The following is a 20,366-nucleotide window of genomic DNA, read 5'->3' on the forward strand; positions in this document are numbered from 1 at the left end:
CCGGCACCCACCGCCGGGCATGCCGCGTATGTTCATAAGCTGGCCGGTTCACGCCGGCGTTTCGCTGCAGCGTCAGGCGCCGCACCGACAGGGGTTTCTCGACGGGGAAGGAACGCCCATGCAGACTGCCCGCAAAGCCGCCACCGGCTGCGCACTCGCGCTCGTGGTGGGCGCGGCGGCCGCCGGCTGCGGAAACCACCGGACCACTTCGGCGCCGACGTCGTCGAGCACGACGACGTCATCGGCCGCACCGACCTCGTCGGCCCCGCCGGGCACGGTGACGAGCCCGCCGCCGGGACAACAAACGGATTACAGCGTGCTGCTCATCAAGCCGGCCGACATCGGGCCCGATTTCAGCGCTCCCCAACCTCCCTTGCTGAACCCGGACAACGGCCTCGGCGTTGCGCAGTTGTTCGTCAACGCCGACAACAGCAAGCGGGTCGGGGACTTCATCTTGATCCTGGCGGACCCCGCGGCGGCGGCGGCCGGTGTCGAGAACACCAAGAAAAACTACGCGGGCAAGGTCAGCGGCACGTGGCAGCCGGTCGACGTCGGCTCCCATGGGGCCATGATCTCCGGGGGCTCGGGCACCGCGCCCGACAGCGCCAAAGTGGTCACCGTGCTGCTGTTCACCGAGGGCAACGCGCTGGTCAACATGGAATTCGACAGCCCTCCGGACGCACCGATGGATCCGGACGCCGTGATCGACATCGGCCGCAAGCAGGACGCCGCGATCAAGGACCAGCTGCCCGGTTGACCGAGCGGCTCGGCGACGGGCGCGGTAAGGGCTTCGGCCGCAACGGCATTGGCGGGCTGAGTTTGCCGGGGCCCACCGCCCACCTCGGCCGGCCCCGCCCCCGACCCGGGTCGAACCGGGACCGCGCCGGCAAACATCGCGCCGGCCGGCGTCAGGCCACGACGGTGATCGGATCGCCGACGTTGACGGTGTTGAAATACCAGGCGGCGTTGTCGGGGCTGAGGTTGATGCAGCCGTGGCTGACGTTGGCGTAGCCCTGCGAGTCGACCGACCACGGCGCCGAATGCACGTAGACGCCGCTCCAGGTGACCCGGACCGCGTAGTAGGCGGTGATCTTGTAGCCCTCGGGGGAACTGAGCGGGATGCCGATGGTGCGCGAGTCCATCACCACGCTGCGCTGCTTTTCCAGGGCGGTGAAATGCCCGATCGGCGTGGGCCGGGTGGGCTTGCCCATGGACGCCGGCATGGTGCGCAGCACCTCGCCGTTCCTGCTGACGGTGAAGGTGTGCGCGGAGATGCTCGCGACGCCGACCACCGCGTCACCGACGTCGAAGCCCGTCGTCAGCGCCTGCACCCCCACCGAGACGTGGCTGTGGGCGGGCCAGTACCGGTCCGGCACCCACTGCACGACGTCGTCGCGGGGCCACTCGAAGTGGCCGGGCACGTTGCTCGCCGTCGACACGTGGATGGACCGCTGGGCGGCGGCACGGTCGGAAACCGGCGCGGTGAACGTCACCACCACGGGATGCGCCACCCCCACCACCGCCCCGTCGGCGGGCAAAATCGCGGCGACCCCGGGAGCCGGTTCGGGTGCCGGAACCGCGCCCACGCTGCGGGGCGCGGAGCCCACCAGGCCGGTCGCTGTGATCGCCACCATAACAAATAGATAACGAACCCATCGACGCATAGCGTCCGCCCTCCGAGATGGTGCGACCAACACAACGACATTCTAGTTGCCGACTACCCGATGCCGGTTTCAGCAAACGATGACGCATCACTGCGGTGTGCGGATCACGATCCGGTCCCCCCTCGGGCGCGATTTCGTCACCGAGCGGTGCACGGGTGTGCCGGGGCGCCGCGGGATTGGCCGACGCGCGGGCGACGCGTTAGCCTCGGCGCAGCGGTGCCCGGAGGCCAGGAGGTGCGGGTGCTCTTCCGTCAGTTGGAGTACTTCGTCGCGGTGGCGCAGCAACGCCACTTCGCCAGGGCGGCCGAGAGGTGCTACGTCTCGCAGCCCGCGTTGTCCTCGGCGATCGCCAAACTGGAGCGTGAGCTGAACGTCACGCTGATCAATCGTGGACACAGCTTCGAGGGCCTGACCCCCGAAGGCGAGCGGTTGGTCGTGTGGGCCAAACGGATTCTCGCCGAACACGACGCCTTCAAGGCCGAGGTGCACGCCGTGCGGTCGGGCATCACCGGGACGCTTCGGCTGGGCACCGTTCCGACCGCCTCGACGACCGCGTCGTTGGTGCTCTCGGCTTTCTGCTCGGCGCACCCGCTGGCCAAGGTCCAGGTGCTGTCCCGGCTGGCGGCCACGGAACTGTACCGGCGCGTGCGCGAGTTCGAGCTGGACGCCGCCATCGTGCACGCCGCGCCCGACGAAGCTCGCGACGTCGACCTGGTCCCGCTCTACGAGGAGCGCTACGTGCTGTTGTCACCCGCGGACATGTTGCCCTCCGGTGCGACGACGCTGACGTGGCCGGAGGCCGCGCAGTTGCCGCTGGCGCTGCTCACCCCGGACATGCGGGACCGGCAGATCATCGACGAAGCCTTCGCCGGCCACGCGATGGCCGTCACCCCGCAAGTCGAAACCGATTCGGTGGCTTCGCTGTTCGCGCAGGTGACCACGGGCAACTGGGCGTGCATCGTGCCGCACACCTGGCTGTGGACCTCGCCGCTGAACGCCGAGATCCGCGCGGTCGCCATGGTGGACCCGGTGGTGAAGGCCGAGATCGCGCTCGCGACCAACTCCGCCGGGCCCGGCTCGCCGATCGCGCGCGCGCTCGCCGCCTCGGCCCAGGAGCTCGCACTCGACGAGTTCTTCGACGCTCAGTTGCTGGGCCTCACGCACCGGCGCTGACCTTGGCGGCCGCCGCGGCGGCGCTGGTCGGGTTCAGGCTTGCCAGGTGCCCACTTTCGACGCCGGCCGACGGGTCGAGTTCGCAGTCGATGACCGACGGGCCGCCGGTGGCGATCGCCGCGGTCAGCGCCGAGCGCAGTTCGCCGGGGGTGGTGACGTGATGCCCATTGCCGCCGAACGCCTCTGCGATCAGCTCATGGCGCGCCCGCGCGTTGAGCACCGTGGGCGCCGGATCGCTGCCGGCCGGCGCCTCGTCGCCGCGGTAGACGCCGCCGTTGTTGAGGATGACCACGGTCACCGGAAGCCGGTAGCGGCAGATGGTCTCGACCTCCATGCCGGAGAAGCCGAATGCGCTGTCACCCTCGATCGCGACCACCGGCCTGCCCGTCTCGACCGCGGCCGCGATGGCATAACCCATGCCGACGCCCATCACGCCCCAGGTTCCGGTGTCGAGCCGGTGGCGCGGTGCCTCCATGTCGATGACGTTGCGGGCCAGGTCCAACGCGTTGGCACCCTCGTTCACCACGTACACGTCCGAGTTCTCCTGCAGGACCGCGCGGATCGCGCCCAACGCGTTGTAAAACCGCATGGGGTGCGGGTTTTCGGCCAGGCGCTCGCGCATCGTCGCCTCGTTGCGCGATTTACGCTCGGCCAGCTCCTCGACCCATTCCGCCGGCGCGGTGATCGGGCGCGCGAGCGCACCGTCGCGCAGCGCCGACACCACCGAACCGATGTCGCCCGCCAGTGGCGCCGCGATCGGCTGGTTGCTGTCGAACTCCGAGGCCTCGATGTCGACCTGGATGAAGGCGGCATCGGCCGACCACTGCGGCGACGCGCCGTGGCCCAGCAGCCAGTTCAGCCGGGCGCCGACGAGCAGCACCGTGTCCGCGCGCGAGATCGCCAGCGAGCGGGCCGGCGCGGCGGACTGCGGGTGCGAGTCCGGCAGCAGCCCCTTGGCCATCGACATCGGCAGGAACGGAATCCCCGTGCCCTCCACAAACTTCCGGATCGCCTCGTCGGCCTGGGCGTACGCTGCGCCCTTGCCGAGCACGATCAGCGGGCGCCGGGCCCGCGCGAGCAGGTCCAGAGCGCGCTCGACCGCGTCCGGCGCCGGGAGCTGGCGCGGCGCCGGGTCCACGACCCGCCACACGGTTTGCGCGGCGGCGGCCGCGTCCATCGCCTGGCCCAGCACCTCACCGGGGATGTCGAGGTACACCCCGCCCGGCCGGCCGGAAACCGCGGTGCGGACGGCGCGCGCGATCCCACGGCCGATGTCCTCGACGCGGGAGATCCGGTACGTCGCCTTCGCGAAAGGCTTTGCGGCGCTGAGCTGGTCGAGATCCTGGTAGTCGCCGCGCTGCAGATCGACCAGCGCGCGATTGCTGGAACCCGAGATCTGGATCATCGGGAAGCAGTTCGTCGTGGCGTTGGCGAGTGCGGGCAGGCCGTTGAGGAAACCGGGCCCGGACGTCGTCAGGCAGACACCCGGACGCCGGGTGAGGAACCCGGCCGCGGCGGCGGCGTTGCCGGCCGAGGTCTCCTGGCGGAAGCCGATGTAGCGGATCCCGGACGCCTGCGCGACGCGGGCCAGGTCGGTGATCGGGATGCCGACGATCCCGTAGACGGTGTCGATGTCGTTGGCCCTGAGCGCGTCGACGACGAGATGGAAGCCGTGGGTCGAACGCGTCGACTCCGGAGGTGCCGAATCGGTGGTCATGGTGGCGACTCCTCGTGTCCTGGTGGTCGATGGGATCCGTGATCACTGTGTTCCGCGGTGCCGGAGGTGTCCAACACTAAGCCGCTATGCAGCGATTCACGCAATTTATCGACGGCGTTGGCGGGCCGGTCATCCCCGCTCGATAGCCATCGGTTATCAATTGTGAGGGCATCGGTATTGGACGGCCGTCGCGGCGGCGCGGCAGGGTGCGAGCAGGAGTTTTGCGGCCCGGCAAGGGCCCCGAGGAAGGGACATGGCGATGGGGACTGAGTCGACCGCGGCGTCCGCGAGCCCGCGCATCGCCGACCTGGTCGCGACGGCGGCGGCCGCGCACCCGGAGGCGCCGGCGCTCGTCGTCACCGGGGACCGCATCCGGGTCAGCTACCGCGACCTGGTCGGACTGGTCGACGACCTGGCCGGCCGCCTCAGCGCGGCCGGGCTGGCGGCCGGTGACCGGGTCGCGCTGCGCGCGGGGAGCAACGCCGAATTCGTCGTCGGCCTGCTGGCGGCGTCGCGCGCGGAGCTGGTCGCCGTCCCGCTGGACCCGGCCCTGCCCGTCGGCGAGCAGCGGCGGCGCAGCGAGACCGTGGGCGCCCGGGTGGTCCTCGTCGACGGGGACGTGCCCGACGAGCAGGAGCCGGCGCCGGGGTGGTGGCCGATCGCGGTGACCGTCGGCCCCGACCGCGGCCCGACGGTCGACCTGGACGCCGCGCAGGCTTGCGGCTCGCCTGCGCCGGCGCCCGAGGGGCTGCGGGACGACGACGCCATGATCATGTTCACCGGGGGAACCACCGGCCTGCCGAAGATGGTCCCGTGGACGAACGCCAACCTCGCGGCCTCGGTGCGCGCGATCGTCGCCGGCTACGGCTTCGGGCCCGACGATGCGACCGTCGCGGTGATGCCGCTCTACCACGGTCACGGGCTGCTCGCCGCGCTGCTGTCGACACTGGCGTCCGGGGGTGCGGTGTTACTGCCGGCGCGCGGGCGGTTCTCGGCGCACACGTTCTGGGACGACATCGACGCCGTCCGGGCCACCTGGTACACCGCGGTCCCGACGATTCACCAGATCCTGCTGGAGCGGGCCAAGACCGATCGGCAGCAGACCGAAAGGGCCGCGCTGCGGTTCATCCGCAGCTGCAGCGCCCCGCTCACGCCGGAGACGGCGCAGGCGCTGCGCGACACCTTCTCCGCGCCGGTGGTGTGCGCGTTCGGCATGACCGAGGCCACCCACCAGGTGTCCACCACGGGCATCGACCAACGCGAAAACCCCGCCGAGACACCGGGTCTCGTGGGCCGTTCGACCGGACCCGAGATCAGGATCGCCGGGTCCGACGGCCAGCCGCTGGACGCCGGGGCCGTCGGCGAGGTCTGGCTGCGCGGCCCCACCGTCGTGCGGGGCTACCTCGGCGACCCGGCGATCACCGCGGCCAACTTCACCGACGGGTGGCTGCGCACCGGCGACCTCGGGTCGCTGTCGGCGGCCGGCGACCTGAGCATCCGCGGCAGGATCAAGGAGCTGATCAACCGCGGCGGGGAGAAGATCTCACCGGAGCGGGTCGAGGCAGTCCTGGCCAGCCACCCCGGTGTGCTCGAGGTCGCGGTGTTCGGCATGCCCGACAAGATGTACGGGGAGACCGTGGCCGCGGTGTTCGTTCCCCGGCAACTCGCCGCGCCGACCCCCGCCGAACTGGTGGCGTTCTGCCGGGAGAAGCTGGCGCCCTACGAGGTGCCCACCATCTTCCAGGAAGCCGGGGAACTGCCCCACACCGCAAAGGGCTCGCTGGACCGCCGCGCCGTGGCCCGGCAGTTCGGTCCTCAACAGGGGTAGCCCGCCGAGCGCGAGCGTGCGCAGAATGTCAGGCACACCGGCGTGTCGCCGTACAGACACGCACGCTCGCGGTCTAGGGGGCTGGTGTTTTTCGCGTGGCGTTGACCGGGTAATCGGGTGCGGTCGGCGAGAATGGTTGGGTGAGTTTGGGTTTGACGCCGAAACAGGCGGATTTGTGGCGGTCGACGGTGGATTTCTGCGAGGGCCGGGTGGCGCCGGACTCGATTTACAGCGTGCTGCACCGGGAGTGCTTCAACTTGTTCGGCGATGAAATGTTCGCCGACTTGTTCACCGATGTCGGCCGGCGCAGCGTGCCGCCGATGATTGTGGCGGTGGTGATGGTGTTGCAGCGCATCGAGGGGCTTTCGGATCGGGAGGCGGTGGATCGGTTCGCGTTCGACGCGCGGTGGAAGTATGCCGCGGGCGGGCTGGACTTCGATTATCCGGGGTTTGTGCACACCGTGTTGGTGGACATGCGCGCGAGGCTGGCCCGCTCGGATCGCCCGGACCGGATCTTTGAGGTCACCCTGCAAGCGGCCAAGGCGGCCGGGCTGGTGGGCCGTAAGCGGGTGCTGGACTCGACCCCGCTGTATGACGCGGTGGCCACCATGGACACGGTCACATTGATCCGCTCGGCGATCCGGGGACTGCTGGCGGTCGCCGGCGCGGAGCTGCAACCCGCGCTGCGGGCGCGGCTGTCCCGCGACGACGACTACGTCAGCGCCGGCAAACCGGTGTGTGACTACGACGACGTGGCGGCGCGCGAGGCGCTGGTGGACGCGCTGGCCCGCGACGCGTCTGCGCTGCTGGCCTGCCTGGATGAGCAGGCGCTGAAGCCCGAGGTGGACAAGGCGGCCAAACTGTTGGCCACCGTGGTCGGCCAGGACCTCGACCAAGACGCCGCCGACGGGATATTCCGCATCGCGCGCCGTGTGGCCGCCGATCGGGTGATCTCCACGGTGGACCCGCAGGCACGCCACGGCCACAAGACCTCCGCGCGGGGTTTCGACGGATACAAGGGTCACATCGCGATCGACCCCGACGCCGAGATCATCACCGCCACCGAAGTCACCGCCGGCAACGCCGGCGACGCCCAACCCGCCACCGACCTGCTGGCCGGCGACCTACCCACTCCGGTGACCAGCGACACCAACACCGCCGACGGAGATTGCGTTGATCCTCAGGACGACTCGAGCCTCGGTGCAAGTGCTGGCACGACGACCGCGGCCAGCGCGGTCGGTGATGGTGATGGCGACGGGAGCGCCCCCAGCGTGTGCGGAGCCCAAGACCAGCGATGCCCGGCGGTTTACGGCGACGCCGCCTACGGTGCGGGCAAACTGCTGGCCGTGTTGGAAACCGCGGGCGCGGAAATCTTCACCAAGGTGCAGCCACCGACCGCGCCGGGTGGCCGCTACGCCAAGGACCGCTTCGTCATCGACCTCGACGTCGGCACGGTCACCTGCCCGGGCGCGGTGACCGTGCCGATCCGCCCGGCCAAGGGCGGCGGCGGCAACGCGGTGTTCGGCCCGGCTTGCGCCTGCTGCCCACTGGCCGAGCAGTGCACCAGCTCAACCGCCGGGCGCACCATCGCGATCAGCCGCTACGAGGCCGAACTCACCCGTGCTCGCACCACCCAAGCAGATCCGGGCTGGGTCGCCGACTACAAGGCCACCCGGCCGAAAGTGGAACGCAAGATCGGCCACCTGATGCGCCGCCGCCACGGCGGCCGCCGTGCGCGCGTGCGCGGCACCACCAAGGTCGCCGCCGATTTCTCCCTGCTGGCCGCCGCGATCAACCTCGCACGCCTGGGTGTGCTCGGATTACACCGGGAAGGCGCAAACTGGGCCGCCGCCACGACCTGAGGCCGGTCGGCGATGCCAACCGGCCCACCAGGACCGCCTGTAGACCAGCCAAGCAACGGAATCGCCAATCCCGACAACCGAATTCACCTGAGCTAGGAACCGCTCACGACCACACGAGCATCGCCCAATAGCCCGACCGGTCAACCAGCGCCCCCACAATGGCCGTTCGACACCAGCCACCTAGGGGGTGGCTGAGGACACCGTGCCCCACGCCGCCCGGGCGCCGGAATCGCCGATGCGGTAGGTCTGGATCAGCGTCGCGGCCGCGGCGACGACCACCAGCACCCCGACCACCGACTGCGCCACGAGGCTGACCGCCGTTCCGCGCGTCTGGCGGACATGGACGGCGGCCAGCAGCGCGACGGTGGCCAGCAGCGCCGCGACGATGTAGATCAACGTCGAGCCCAGCTGCTCGTGCGCGGCCAGCACGGGCACCGCGGCGGGCGCGGCGCGAACCCGCGCCGCCAGCCACGCGCCCGCGCCGGCGGTCACCGGGGTCAGGGCCACCGTGGCCACCGCCAGCAGGACGACGAGCCAGATCAGCCGCCGGCGCGCCGCCGGCCACAGCGCGCACAGGATCGCCAGGACCGCCGTCAGCGGCGCGAGGACCACGACGAAATGGTTCAGCAGGATATGGGCGGGAAGTCCGTTGAATGTCGACATGCCTTGTCAGACAGTAGCCGCCACCTTTGCGGCCGCCGATTCCGGCATCGGTTCGTAACGGGCGAACGACCGGGTGAACGACGCGGCCCCGTGCGCCAGGGAACGCAGATCGATGGCGTAGCGGATCAGCTCCACCTGTGGCACCTCGGCGTGCACGATCGTGCGGTCGCGACCGGCCTCGGTGCCCAGGACCCGCCCGCGCCGGCTCGACAGGTCGCCCATCACCGCGCCGACGAAGTCGTCGGGCACCAGAACCGAGATCTCGTCGATGGGTTCGAGCAGCGCCACCCGGGTCGTCGCCGCCGCCTCCCGCAACGCCAGCGCGCCGGCCGTCTGGAACGCGAAGTCCGAGGAGTCCACGCTGTGCGCCTTGCCGTCGAGCAGGGTGACGCGGATGTCGACCACCGGATAGCCGGCGTGCACACCCTTTTCCATCTGGGCGCGCACACCCTTCTCCACGCTGGGGATGAACTGGCGCGGCACCGCCCCGCCGACCACCTTGTCGAGGAACTCGAACCCGGAGCCCTCCGGCAACGGCTCCACCTCGATGTCGCACACCGCGTACTGGCCGTGCCCGCCCGACTGCTTGACGTGGCGGCCCTGGCCTTTGGCCTTGCCGCCGAACGTCTCCCGCAGCGGGATTCGGACGTCGACGGTGTCCACGGTCACGCCGTAGCGGTTGGCCAGCGCGTCCAGGACCACACCCGCGTGGGCCTCGCCCATGCACCACAACACGATCTGGTGGGTCTCCGGGTTCTGCTCGATGCGCAGTGTCGGGTCCTCGGCGGCCAACCGTCCCAGCCCGACCGACAGCTTGTCCTCGTCGGTCTTGGCGTGCGCCGCGATGGCGACCGGCAGCAGCGGTTCGGGCATCGTCCAGGGTTTGAGCACCAGGGGCTCGGACTTGTCCGACAGCGTGTCGCCGGTCTCGGCACGGCTCAGCTTGCCGATCGCGCAGATGTCCCCCGCGACCGCCGCCTGCGCCGGGCGTTGCTGCTTGCCCAGCGGAAACGACAGCGCCCCGACGCGCTCGTCCTCGTCGTGGTCGGGGTGGGTACTGCCATGGGAGTCGGCGCCGTTGCCCGCGCCGAAGAACGACGCAAAATGGCCCGACACGTGAACCGTCGCGTCGGGCCTGACCGTGCCGGAGAACACCCGGACCAGGCTGACCCTGCCGACGTAGGGGTCCGACGTCGTCTTCACCACCTCCGCGAGCAACGGCGCGTCGGCGTCGCAGGCCAGCGTGGTGTGCGGGGCGCCCTGCGGCGTGAACACCTCCGGCAGCGGGTGCTCCATCGGGGAGGGGAAGCCGCGGGTGATGATCTCCAGCAGTTCCTGGGTTCCGACGCCGGTCCCGCTGCACACCGGGATCACCGGGAAGAACGACGCCCGGGCCACGGCCCGCTCGAGGTCCGCGATGAGCACGGCCTCGTCGATCGTCTCGCCGCCCAGGTAGCGCTCCATCAGCGACTCGTCCTCGGACTCCTCGATGATCCCCTCGATCAGGGCGCCGCGGGCGCTCTCGATGCGGTCGGCGTCCGACGGGTCGGGCGGGTGGGTCGTGCGTCGCCCGTCCGCGTAGCCGTAGCAGGTTTGCGACAGCAGGCCGATCAGGCCGGCGCAGGCCGGCAGCGAGGCGGGCAGGTACAGCGGTAACACCTTGTCGCCGAACGCGTCCTGCGCGGCGGCCAGCGCCTCGGAGTAGTCGGCCCGTGCGTGGTCGAGCTTGGTGATCACCACCGCGCGGGGCATGCCGACCTGGCTGCACTCCTGCCACAGCAACTTCGTCGGCTCGTCGACCCCCTCGTTGGCGGCGATCACGAACAGTGCGCAGTCCGCCGCCCGCAGTCCGGCCCGCAGTTCGCCCACGAAGTCGGCGTATCCGGGGGTGTCGACCAGGTTGACCTTGATGCCGTCGTGCGCCAGGGACGCGACGGCGACGCCCACCGACCGTTGCTGACGGATCTCGGCGTCGTCGTAGTCGCACACCGTGGTGCCGTCGGTGACCGAGCCGGCCCGGGACAGCACCCCGGCCGCGACGAGCAGGGCTTCGACGAGGGTGGTCTTGCCGGCCCCGGACGGTCCGACGAGGACGACGTTGCGAATGTCGGCCGGGCCGGTGGCGGCGGGGGCGGCCGTCGCGCCGTGGGAACCGTTCGTCCTGTCCGCCATGGCTTCCCTCCGACTTTCCCGGGTCGCTTACTGCCGTACGTCTGTCTGGATATCTAGCTACCCTTCACCCAACAATCGGGGACCACAAGAGCCCGGGACGAATCGTTGACCGGCCCGCGCCGGGCGTGCTCAGGCCTGCCAGCCCGACCACCGCTGCACCGTCACCGCGATGACCGGGCCGTCCAACGAAACCGATTGGTACTGGGGGTATTTAGCGCGCAGCAGCCGCCGTCCGGCGTCCATCGCCGGGCCGTCGTCGTGCACGGCGGCGACACCGTCGGCCCGGACCCACCACAGCCGCGTCCAGTCGTCGGCGTAGTGGTCGACGAGCAGGCTCACCCGCGGGTGCTTCTCGATGTTGGCCAGCCGCCGCAGCCGCCGGGTGGTTTTGGGCTTGGCGTCGACGGCGGTGTACACCACGTCGCCGCCGGCGCCGTCGTCGAGCGCGAAAACCACCGGCACCAGGTGGGGGAGGCCGTCGGGTGTGATCGTGGCGAGCCGGGCCACCGGCGAGCGGGCGAACCTGGCCCTGGCGTCGAAGTCGCCCACCGTCTCAGCTTAGGCACCGGGACCGGTCGCCGTTCCCGTGGTCGGGGCGGCCGCGCAGCAAACCGGCGGCTTCCCGCCGCGGCCGGCTCGGCGCCGGCGGTCCCCGCGCGGTTACGCCGACCGCGAAACCCTGACGAGCGCCTGAATGGCGATCTGCATTACGGTTATATATTCAAAGTCGTCCCGCCTCAGAGCCGGAGGCCGGGGCGATTTCTGATTCTCGGCTACAGGAGGTACGGATGAGCAAAGGGCATCACCGCTCAGTCTGGTGGTCATGGTTAGCCAGCGTGCTGGCCGTGGTCGGTCTGGGCCTGGGCCTGGGCGCGGTGCCCGCGTCGGCCGCACCTCCCGGGTTGTCCACCCCCGCACTGGATCGGATCGCCGACCGGCCCATGCTCGCGCTCGACCCGGCGGCGCTGGTCGCGCAGGTCGGGCCGCAGGTGGTCAACATCAACACCAAGTTCGGCTACAACAACGCGGTGGGGGCCGGCACGGGGATCGTCATCGACCCCAACGGTGTCGTGCTGACCAACAACCACGTGATCGCCGGCGCCACCGACATCAGCGCGTTCGACGTCGGCAACGGCCAGACCTACGGCGTCGACGTGATCGGCTACGACCGCACCCAGGACGTCGCGGTGCTGCAACTGCGCGGGGCGGCCGGCCTGCCGACCGCCGCGATCGGCGGCGGCGCCAACATCGGCGAGCCGGTGGTCGCGATGGGCAACGCCGGCGGACAGGGCGGAACGCCCAGCGCGGTGGCCGGCCACGTCATCGGCCTCAACCAGACCGTCGATGCCACCGACACCCTGACCGGCGCCCAGGAGACGCTGGGCGGGTTGATCCAGGCGGACACGCCGATCAAGCCGGGCGACTCCGGCGGGCCGATGGTCAACGGCAACGGCCAGGTGATCGGCATGAACACCGCCGCCACCGACAACTACAAGATGTCCGGCGGGCAGGGCTTCGCCATCCCGATCGGCCAGGCGATGGGAGTGGCCGGCCAGATCCGCTCCGGTGCCGGCTCGAACACCGTGCACATCGGCCCGACGGCCTTCCTCGGCCTGGGCGTCGTCGACAACGGTGGCAACGGCGCGCGGGTCGAACGCGTGGTCGGCGACGGCCCCGCCGCGGCGGCGGGCTTCGCGCCGGGCGACGTGATCACCTCGATCGACGGTGCCCCCATCCACGGGGCCACCTCGATGACGGACGCTCTCGTCCCGCATCACCCGGGCGACAACATCACGGTGAGCTATCGCTCCGTGTCGGGCGGCGACCGCGAGGCTGTCGTGACCCTGGCGGACGGCCCGCCGGCCTGACACCCGTCCGGGGTGGTGCCCGCCGTCCAATCCGCTTGCCGCCCGGCGTGGTTCGCCGCGGCGTCGCGGGCGTGATTCCCGGCGCGCCGCCTCGGGTACCCGTGGCATCGTGGAATTGATGAACGACACACGAGACGCTGTCGAACACCATCCCGCAGAGGGCAGCCACGTCCAGGGCGGCGTGGTCGAGCACCCGAACGCAGAGGATTTCCGCAACGCGGCGGCACTGCCGGCCGACCCGACCTGGTTCAAGTACGCGGTTTTCTACGAGGTGCTGGTGCGGGCGTTCTACGACGCCAGCGCCGACGGGGCCGGCGACCTGCGCGGGCTGCACCAACGGCTGGACTACCTGCAATGGCTGGGCATCGACTGCATCTGGCTGCCCCCGTTCTACGACTCGCCGCTGCGCGACGGCGGCTATGACATCCGGGACTTCTACAAGGTGCTGCCCGAGTTCGGCACCGTGGAGGACTTCGTCGCGGTGCTCGACGCGGCCCACCGGCGCGGCATCCGGGTCATCACCGACCTGGTGATGAACCACACCTCGGATTCGCATCCGTGGTTCCAGGAGTCGCGCCACGACCCCGACGGGCCCTACGGCGACTACTACGTGTGGAGCGACACCAGCGAGAAATACACCGACGCGCGGATCATCTTCGTCGACACCGAGGAGTCGAACTGGACGTTCGACCCGGTCCGCCGCCAGTTCTACTGGCACCGGTTCTTCTCCCACCAGCCGGACCTCAACTACGACTGCCCGGCGGTGCAGGAGGCGATGATCGACGTCATGCGCTTCTGGCTGGGTCTCGGGATCGACGGGTTCCGGCTTGACGCGGTGCCCTACCTGTTCGAGCGCGAGGGCACCAACTGTGAGAACCTTCCCGAGACGCACGCGTTCCTCAAGCGGGTCCGCAAGGTCATCGACGACGAGTTCCCCGGCCGGGTGCTGCTGGCCGAGGCCAACCAGTGGCCCGCCGACGTCGTCGAGTACTTCGGCGAGCCCAGCACCGGCGGCGACGAATGCCACATGGCGTTTCACTTCCCGCTCATGCCGCGCATCTTCATGGCGGTCCGGCGGGAATCGCGGTTTCCGATCTCGGAGATCCTCGCGCAGACCCCCGAGATTCCCGACATGGCCCAGTGGGGCATCTTCCTGCGCAACCACGACGAGTTGACGCTGGAAATGGTCACCGACGACGAGCGCGACTACATGTACTCCGAGTACGCCAAGGACCCCCGGATGAAGGCCAACGTCGGGATCCGTCGCCGGCTGGCGCCGCTGCTGGACAACGACCGCAACCAGATCGAGCTGTTCACCGCGCTGCTGTTGTCGCTGCCCGGATCGCCGGTGCTCTACTACGGCGACGAGATCGGCATGGGTGACGTGATCTGGCTGGGTGACCGCGACGGGGTGCGCACCCCGATGCAGTGGACACCGGACCGCAACGCCGGGTTTTCCGCCGCCAACCCGGGTCGGCTCTACCTGCCGCCCAGCCAGGACCCGGTGTACGGGTACCAGGCCGTCAACGTCGAGGCCCAGCGCGACACGTCGACGTCGCTGCTCAACTTCACCCGCATGATGCTGGCCGTGCGCCGGCGGCACGAGGCGTTCGCCGTCGGGAGCTTCGAGGAACTGGGCGGGTCGAACCCGTCGGTGCTGGCATTCGTGCGTCAGGCGGCCGATGATGGCGACATCGTGTTGTGCGTCAACAACCTGTCGCGGTTCCCGCAGCCCATCGAGCTGAACCTGCAGCACTGGAGCGGCTACACACCGACGGAGCTGACCGGGCATGTGGAGTTTCCGCGGATCGGCCACCTGCCCTACCTGCTGACGCTGCCGGGACACGGCTTTTATTGGTTTCAACTGTGCGCATCGGAGGAGAGGCATGACCCACACCGCCGCGACGATGCAGAGCGAAGCGATGAGGAGGAGCGGCGCTCATGAGCATGAGTGAGCCGGCCAAGCTGCCCTGGGCCGAGTGGCTGCCACAGCAACGGTGGTACGCCGGACGTAACCGCGAGTTGTCCGCCACCGATGCGAGTCTGGTCGTGCCGCTGCGCGAAGACCTCGACCTGGTGCTGATCGACGCCGACTATGCCGATGGCTCGTCGGAGCGCTACCAGGTGATCGTGCGCTGGGATACGGCGCCGGTCTCCGAGTACAGCACCGTCGCCACGATCGGCGCGGCGGGCGATCGGACCGGTTTCGACGCCCTGTACGACACCGATGCGCCGCAGTTCCTGCTGTCGCTGATCGACGCGTCGGCCGAGCGGGACGCGTCGGGTACGCGGCTGAGGTTCGTCAAGGAACCGGATGCCGAGCTGCCGCTGGAGGCGCTGCCGCACGTCGCGGATGCCGAGCAGAGCAACACCAGCGTGATCTTCGACCGCCGGGCCATCTTCAAGGTGTTCCGGCGGGTCAGCAGCGGCGTGAATCCCGATATCGAACTCAACCGGGTGCTCGCCCGCGCCGGCAACCCGCACGTCGCGCGGTTGTTCGGCACCTATGAGATCGCCGGGTCGGACGGCACCGACGACACGGCGTGGCCGCTGGGCATGGTCACCGAATTCGCGTCCAACGCGGCCGAGGGCTGGGCGATGGCCACCGCCAGCGTCCGTGACCTGTTCGCCGAGGCCGACCTCTACGCCCACGAAGTCGGTGGCGACTTCGCCGGCGAGTCGTACCGGCTCGGCGAAGCGGTCGCCTCGGTGCACGCCACGCTGGCCGAGAACCTCGGAACCAGCCGGGCGACGTTCCCGCTGGACACCGTGCTGGCGCGGATGTCGTCGACCGTGGCGAAGGTGCCCGAACTCGAGGAGTACGCGACGGCCATCGAGGAGCGCTTCCAGAAGCTGGCAGGCGAGACGATCACCGTCCAGCGCGTCCACGGTGACCTGCACCTGGGGCAGGTGCTTCGGACACCGGAGAGCTGGCTGCTGATCGACTTCGAAGGCGAGCCGGGCCAACCGCTGCAGGAGCGCCGGGCACCGGACTCGCCGCTGCGCGACGTGGCCGGGGCGCTGCGGTCCTTCGAGTACGCCGCCTACGGGCCGCTGGCGGACCAGGCCACCGACAAGCAGCTCGCGGCCCGGGCCCGGGAATGGGTCGAGCGCAATCGCACCGCGTTCTGCGAGGGCTATGCGGCCGCGTCCGGAGTCGATCCGCGCGACTCGGCGGAGCTGCTGGCCGCCTACGAACTCGACAAGGCCGTCTACGAGGCCGGCTACGAGTCGCGGCACCGCCCGGGATGGCTGCCGATTCCGCTGCGCTCCATCGCACGGCTCACCGCGGACTAGGACAACGCGCGCCGCTGCGCCCGCCACGCTTGTCTGGAAATATGTACGCGTGACCGAGGAAGCGTTCAACAGTGAGGCTCGTCTGTCGTGGGTGCTGGCCGTGCTCGCCGGTGTGGTGGGCGCGATCTCATTCACCCACTCCGCCGGTTATTTCGTGGTTTTCATCACAGGCAACGCCCAACGCGCCGTGCTCGGATACTTCACCGGCGAAGTGTGGCTGGCCGCGAGCGCCGGGCTGCTCATTGTGGCGTTCGTCGCCGGCGTGGTGGTCGCGTCATTGTGCCGGCGATATTTGTGGGTGGACCACCCGCATGGTCCGACGGTGCTGACAACCCTGAGTTTGGTGGCCGCCACCGTGGTCGACGTCATCGACGAAGGGTGGGCACAAAACCTCCTCGACTTCGCGCCGATCGTGCTGATGGCCTTTGGCACCGGGGCCTTGAACACGTCGTTCGTCAAGGACGGCGAGGTGTCGGTGCCGTTGAGCTATGTGACCGGCACGACCGTCAAGATGGGCCAGGGCATCGAACGCCACATCGCCGGTGGTGGAAACGCCTCGGACTGGCTGGGCTACTTTCTGCTGTTGGCCAGCTTCGTCATCGGCGCCACGGTGGGTGGCCTCATCAGCGTGGTCGTGAACGGGACCTGGATGCTGGTGCTGGCAACGGCGTTGTGCGCGTTGACAACCGCGTACACGTACTTCCACCAGGACCGCCGTGCCCTGCTCGACCAGGCACCCAGAAGGCAGCGGCAGCGACGCTGACCGGTGCGCCGCTGCCGCTGCTGGTTCTATCAGGCGGCGGGCGCCTCCGGGGCGGGTGCGGCGCTGGTGAGAAGCACGTGCTGGATGTCGGGCTTCATGGCGACCAGTTGCTGGTTCCAGTAGGGCCACGAGTGCGTCCCGTTGGCGGGGAAGTTGAACGTCCCATTGTTGCCGCCCGCGGCCAGGTAGCTGTTCTGGAACTGCTGGTTGGTGCGCAGGGTCAGGCCCTCCAGGAACTTCGCGGGCATGTTGTCGCCGCCGAGGTCGCTCGGGGTGCCGTTGCCGCAGTAGACCCAGATGCGGGTGTTGTTCTGCACCAGGCGCGGGATCTGCAGCATCGGGTCGTTGCGCTTCCACGCCGGGTCGGTGGACGGGCCCCACATGCTGTTGGCGTTGTAGCCGCCCGAGTCGTTCATGGCCAGCCCGATCAACGTCGGCCACCAGCCCTCCGACGGGTTCAGGAAGCCCGACAGCGAGGCGGCAAAGGGGAACTGCTGGGGGTAGTACGCGGCCAGCACCAGCGCGGAACCGCCCGACATCGACAGACCCACCGCGGCGTTCCCGGTCGGTGAGACGTTGCGGTTGGCCTGCATCCACGCGGGCATCTCCCGGGTCAGGAAGGTCTCCCACTTGTAGGTGTAGGTCTGGCCGTTGCCCTGCGACGGCTGGTACCAGTCGCTGTAGAAGCTGGACTGGCCGCCGACGGGCATGATCACCGACAGCCCGGACTGGTAGTACTCCTCGAAGGCCGGGGTGTTGATGTCCCAGCCGTTGTAGTCGTCCTGGGCGCGCAGACCGTCGAGCAGGTACACCGCGTGCGGCCCGCCGTATTCGAACTGGACCTTGATGTTGCGGCCCATCGACGGCGACGGCACCTCCAGGTATTCGACCGGAAGGCCCGGCTTGGAGAACGCCCCCGCGGTCGCCGAGCCGCCGATCGCGCCGACGAGACCGGACAACAGGGCAGCCCCGATAGCCGCGATAGCCAGCCGGCGTGGCATACCTGCCGCCGCGCCGCGCACCGTTTCCACGAACTTCATGGCTCCCATCCATCCCAACTTTTTGTCTGCCGCATGACGCGGTCGGATCTGTTCTGGGGAGTGAAACACAGCGGAAGGGCGCGATCGGACCGTCGTGGCCGCAGCGCGACATCGCGGTTGGCTAACGATTGGACATCGCGCCGGAATCGTCTCGGTCAGGTCACGATTGGTTATCGGGTTGTTCCGGCGCGCCGCCGAATGCGGCCGGTACGGCCAAGCGAGCCTAGGCGACGAGGCGGCGCAACAGCGTTGCCGCCGTGACGATTCCGAGCACCGGCGCTACGAACAGCACGACGAGGTCCAGGAGGTCGAACGGCGCGCCGATCAGCAGCGCCCGCAGGGCGTTCACTTCGTAGCTCAACGGGTTGACGACGCTCAGCGCATGCAGCCACCCGGGCATCACGTTGATCGGGTACAGCGCGTTGACGCGAAGAACAAGGGCATGGTGATGGCCTGGCCGATGCCCATCAGGCGATCGCGGCTCCGGACCAGCCCGGCCAGCGTCATCGACAGGCACGCGAAGAACGCGGCGCCGAGCATGACGACGCCCATCGCCGCCAGGATCCGCAGCGGATTGACGGTCAGCCCGACGCGCATCGCGTAGGCCAACACCAGCACCCCGATCACCTGGGCGACCGAGCGCACCCCGGCCGCGAACGCCTTGCCGGCGATCAGCGCCGACGCGGGCGCCGGAGTCGCCATGAGCTTGGCCAGGACACCGGCGTCGCGGTCCCAGATGATCTGTATCCCATAGAAGATCGAGATGAACAGCGCCGACTGGGCGATGATCCCCGGCGCCAGGAAGGCCAGGTAGGACACCGGCCCGGTGTCGATGACGCGCAGGTGGCTGAACGTGGTGCCGAAGATCAGCAGCCACAGCGCCGGTTGCACCGTCCGGGTGAGCAGTTCGGTGCGGTCGTGCCGCAGCTTCTGCAGTTCCACGATCGCGAAGGCGCCCACGTTGCCCCATGTCGCGGCGACTCGTTGCCATCCGCGCGGCGCGCGCAGCAGCCACGCGGGGGCCTGCTGGTCAAGCGACACGGCCGGCAACCTTTCTGCGGGACTGGATTTCGCGAAGGGACGTGCCCGATTCGGTGGTGTCCCGGGACAATCCGGTGGCCGCGTGGTGGCGGAAAACGTCCTCGAGCGTGGCCTGCGGGGACAAGGCCGACTTAAGCCCGCCGGGCGTGCCCACCGCCTGCAACACCCCGCGGTGCATCAGCGCGACGCGGTCGCACAGCGCGTCGGCCTCCTCCATGTAGTGGGTGGTCAGCAGCACGGTCATGCCGAACTCGGCCTGCAGGTGCCGCACCTGTGTCCAGACGCCGTCGCGGGCGATCGGATCCAGCCCGACGGTCGGTTCGTCGAGCACCAGCAGCGACGGGCGGTTGACCAGCGCCTGGGCCACCTCCAGTCGGCGCACCATGCCCCCGGAGTAGGTGGCTGCGGGCCGGTCGGCGACGTCGAGCAACCGCATGGCCTGCAGCGCCTGGTCGACGCGCTCCGTCCGCTCGGCGCGGGCCACACCGTACAACCGCGCGAACCAGGCCACGTTCTGCCGGCCCGTCAGCGCCGGCTCGATCGAAAGCTGTTGCGGCACATAGCCGATGTTGCTGCGTATGTCGACGGCCTGGGTGCGCGCGTCGAGCCCGAACATGTGCAGCTCGCCGTGCCGCACGGGCGTGAGGGTGGTCAGCACCCGCACCACCGTCGTCTTGCCGGCACCGTTGGGGCCGAGCAGTCCCATGGTCTCGCCGGGCCGCACCTGCAGGCTCAGGCCGTCGACGGCGGTGAAGTCCCCGTAGCGGCAGGTGAGGTTGCGGCAGTCGATCGCCATGATGTCGGGCGCGCTCATATCGATTTCTCCTGCAGCATCGTGGTCAGCCTCTCCAGAACCGCCAAACCCTTGGCCAGCGCAGCGATTTCGGTGTCGTCGAGCTTGTCGAGCAACTCGGCGACCAGGGCGCGCCTGGCCGCGGCCGAGGCGTCCATGACCTGCTGGGCCGGTTCGGCCAGGTGCAGCCGGCCGACGCGCCGGTCACGGGGATCGACGTGGCGGTCCAGCAACCCCGCACCGACCAGCTTCGACACCAGGGTGGAGGCGGTGTTGGGCACCAGGCCGAGTTCGGCGGCGGCCTCGTTGACCGAGATCCCCGGCCGCCTCGCGATCAGCCGCAGCAGTTCGGCCTGGGACTCCGACAGTTGCCCGGGAGCGTAGCCGGTCCCGGCGGAGCGGCGCAGGTGGCGGCGGAACCGGCCGACGGCACGGGTCACGTCGGCGGCGAGCTCGGAGCGGGGTGTCACCCGGCCGATAATACC

The 20,366-nt window shown here is 69.8% G+C and carries 16 protein-coding genes and 1 pseudogene; 8 read left to right on the plus strand and 9 right to left on the minus strand.

What is annotated here, in order from left to right; all coding sequences use genetic code 11:
* Nucleotides 1-118: 118 nt before the first annotated feature.
* Complete coding sequence (locus tag ACJ512_RS01090; RefSeq protein WP_407684965.1) at nucleotides 119-757, plus strand: hypothetical protein; 639 nt, start codon at nucleotides 119-121, stop codon at nucleotides 755-757.
* 151 nt (nucleotides 758-908) lie between these two features.
* Here ACJ512_RS01090 and ACJ512_RS01095 read toward each other — a convergent pair whose 3' ends face one another.
* On the minus strand, nucleotides 909-1,664 hold the full coding sequence (locus tag ACJ512_RS01095) for a L,D-transpeptidase (protein WP_407684964.1): 756 nt from the start codon (nucleotides 1,662-1,664) through the stop codon (nucleotides 909-911).
* Between the two features lie 240 nt (nucleotides 1,665-1,904).
* On the opposite strand from ACJ512_RS01095, the gene ACJ512_RS01100 reads away from it, so the two are divergent.
* Nucleotides 1,905-2,837 (plus strand): LysR family transcriptional regulator, encoded by a 933-nt coding sequence (locus ACJ512_RS01100; RefSeq protein ID WP_407685010.1) that lies wholly within the window; start codon nucleotides 1,905-1,907, stop codon nucleotides 2,835-2,837.
* Here the strand turns inward: ACJ512_RS01100 and oxc are convergent.
* Entirely contained in the window at nucleotides 2,821-4,554 is a 1,734-nt protein-coding gene (gene oxc / locus ACJ512_RS01105; protein WP_407684963.1) for an oxalyl-CoA decarboxylase, read from the minus strand. The two genes, ACJ512_RS01100 and oxc, sit on opposite strands and share 17 nt — an antisense overlap.
* A 253-nt stretch (nucleotides 4,555-4,807) precedes the next feature.
* Here oxc and ACJ512_RS01110 point away from each other — a divergent pair, with 253 nt between their 5' ends.
* On the plus strand, nucleotides 4,808-6,382 hold the full coding sequence (locus ACJ512_RS01110; protein WP_407684962.1) for a FadD7 family fatty acid--CoA ligase: 1,575 nt from the start codon (nucleotides 4,808-4,810) through the stop codon (nucleotides 6,380-6,382).
* Nucleotides 6,383-6,522: 140 nt separating this feature from the next.
* Nucleotides 6,523-8,244, plus strand: coding sequence for a transposase (locus ACJ512_RS01115; protein WP_407689781.1), 1,722 nt, complete (start codon nucleotides 6,523-6,525; stop codon nucleotides 8,242-8,244).
* 180 nt (nucleotides 8,245-8,424) lie between these two features.
* Here ACJ512_RS01115 and ACJ512_RS01120 read toward each other — a convergent pair whose 3' ends face one another.
* The 3 genes from ACJ512_RS01120 to ACJ512_RS01130 form a co-directional block, all read right to left on the minus strand.
* Nucleotides 8,425-8,907 carry a hypothetical protein gene (locus ACJ512_RS01120; protein ID WP_407684961.1) on the minus strand — a complete coding sequence of 161 codons (483 nt, stop codon included), beginning with the start codon at nucleotides 8,905-8,907 and terminating at the stop codon, nucleotides 8,425-8,427.
* Between the two features lie 6 nt (nucleotides 8,908-8,913).
* A complete protein-coding gene (locus ACJ512_RS01125; protein WP_407684960.1) occupies nucleotides 8,914-11,079 on the minus strand; it encodes an elongation factor G-like protein EF-G2 in 2,166 nt (721 codons plus the stop codon).
* A 129-nt stretch (nucleotides 11,080-11,208) separates the two neighbouring features.
* Nucleotides 11,209-11,628, minus strand: a complete 420-nt coding sequence (locus ACJ512_RS01130; protein ID WP_407684959.1) for a TIGR03668 family PPOX class F420-dependent oxidoreductase — start codon at nucleotides 11,626-11,628, stop codon at nucleotides 11,209-11,211.
* 239 nt (nucleotides 11,629-11,867) lie between these two features.
* Between ACJ512_RS01130 and ACJ512_RS01135 the strand changes: the two genes are divergently transcribed.
* The 4 genes from ACJ512_RS01135 to ACJ512_RS01150 all read left to right on the plus strand — a co-directional run bounded on the left by ACJ512_RS01135 (nucleotide 11,868) and on the right by ACJ512_RS01150 (nucleotide 17,007).
* Nucleotides 11,868-12,947, plus strand: a complete 1,080-nt coding sequence (locus ACJ512_RS01135) for a S1C family serine protease (RefSeq protein ID WP_407684958.1) — start codon at nucleotides 11,868-11,870, stop codon at nucleotides 12,945-12,947.
* A gap of 118 nt (nucleotides 12,948-13,065) precedes the next feature.
* On the plus strand, nucleotides 13,066-14,892 hold the full coding sequence (treS, locus tag ACJ512_RS01140; protein WP_407684957.1) for a maltose alpha-D-glucosyltransferase: 1,827 nt from the start codon (nucleotides 13,066-13,068) through the stop codon (nucleotides 14,890-14,892).
* 2 nt (nucleotides 14,893-14,894) lie between these two features.
* Nucleotides 14,895-16,244: a maltokinase N-terminal cap-like domain-containing protein gene (locus tag ACJ512_RS01145; protein ID WP_407685009.1), complete on the plus strand. Its 1,350-nt coding sequence runs from the start codon at nucleotides 14,895-14,897 to the stop codon at nucleotides 16,242-16,244.
* A 49-nt stretch (nucleotides 16,245-16,293) separates the two neighbouring features.
* Nucleotides 16,294-17,007, plus strand: coding sequence for a YoaK family protein (locus tag ACJ512_RS01150; protein WP_407684956.1), 714 nt, complete (start codon nucleotides 16,294-16,296; stop codon nucleotides 17,005-17,007).
* 29 nt (nucleotides 17,008-17,036) lie between these two features.
* Here the strand turns inward: ACJ512_RS01150 and ag85C are convergent, their stop codons facing one another.
* The 4 genes and pseudogenes from ag85C to ACJ512_RS01170 form a co-directional block, all read right to left on the minus strand.
* Entirely contained in the window at nucleotides 17,037-18,047 is a 1,011-nt protein-coding gene (gene ag85C / locus ACJ512_RS01155; RefSeq protein WP_407684955.1) for a diacylglycerol acyltransferase/mycolyltransferase Ag85C, read from the minus strand.
* Nucleotides 18,048-18,270: 223 nt separating this feature from the next.
* Nucleotides 18,271-19,088, minus strand: a pseudogene (locus ACJ512_RS01160) (ABC transporter permease).
* Nucleotides 19,078-19,902 (minus strand): ATP-binding cassette domain-containing protein, encoded by an 825-nt coding sequence (locus tag ACJ512_RS01165; RefSeq protein WP_407684954.1) that lies wholly within the window; start codon nucleotides 19,900-19,902, stop codon nucleotides 19,078-19,080. Before ACJ512_RS01165 ends, ACJ512_RS01160 begins: the two are co-directional and overlap by 11 nt.
* Nucleotides 19,899-20,360 carry a MarR family winged helix-turn-helix transcriptional regulator gene (locus tag ACJ512_RS01170; RefSeq protein WP_407685008.1) on the minus strand — a complete coding sequence of 154 codons (462 nt, stop codon included), beginning with the start codon at nucleotides 20,358-20,360 and terminating at the stop codon, nucleotides 19,899-19,901. Before ACJ512_RS01170 ends, ACJ512_RS01165 begins: the two co-directional genes overlap by 4 nt.
* Nucleotides 20,361-20,366 lie beyond the last annotated feature (6 nt).

The organism is Mycobacterium cajalii (genome assembly GCF_045809005.2).
In the GTDB taxonomy this organism is placed as follows: Bacteria; Actinomycetota; Actinomycetes; order Mycobacteriales; family Mycobacteriaceae; genus Mycobacterium.

Coding starts and splice junctions, on each gene's coding strand:
- ACJ512_RS01090 (WP_407684965.1), top strand. CDS start 119: ATGCAGACTGCCCGCAAAGCCGCCACCGGCTGCGCACTCGCGCTCGTG.
- ACJ512_RS01095 (WP_407684964.1), bottom strand. CDS start 1,664: ATGCGTCGATGGGTTCGTTATCTATTTGTTATGGTGGCGATCACAGCG.
- oxc (WP_407684963.1), bottom strand. CDS start 4,554: ATGACCACCGATTCGGCACCTCCGGAGTCGACGCGTTCGACCCACGGC.
- ACJ512_RS01110 (WP_407684962.1), top strand. CDS start 4,808: ATGGCGATGGGGACTGAGTCGACCGCGGCGTCCGCGAGCCCGCGCATC.
- ACJ512_RS01120 (WP_407684961.1), bottom strand. CDS start 8,907: ATGTCGACATTCAACGGACTTCCCGCCCATATCCTGCTGAACCATTTC.
- ACJ512_RS01125 (WP_407684960.1), bottom strand. CDS start 11,079: ATGGCGGACAGGACGAACGGTTCCCACGGCGCGACGGCCGCCCCCGCC.
- ACJ512_RS01135 (WP_407684958.1), top strand. CDS start 11,868: ATGAGCAAAGGGCATCACCGCTCAGTCTGGTGGTCATGGTTAGCCAGC.
- treS (WP_407684957.1), top strand. CDS start 13,066: ATGAACGACACACGAGACGCTGTCGAACACCATCCCGCAGAGGGCAGC.
- ACJ512_RS01145 (WP_407685009.1), top strand. CDS start 14,895: ATGAGTGAGCCGGCCAAGCTGCCCTGGGCCGAGTGGCTGCCACAGCAA.
- ag85C (WP_407684955.1), bottom strand. CDS start 18,047: ATGAAGTTCGTGGAAACGGTGCGCGGCGCGGCGGCAGGTATGCCACGC.
- ACJ512_RS01165 (WP_407684954.1), bottom strand. CDS start 19,902: ATGAGCGCGCCCGACATCATGGCGATCGACTGCCGCAACCTCACCTGC.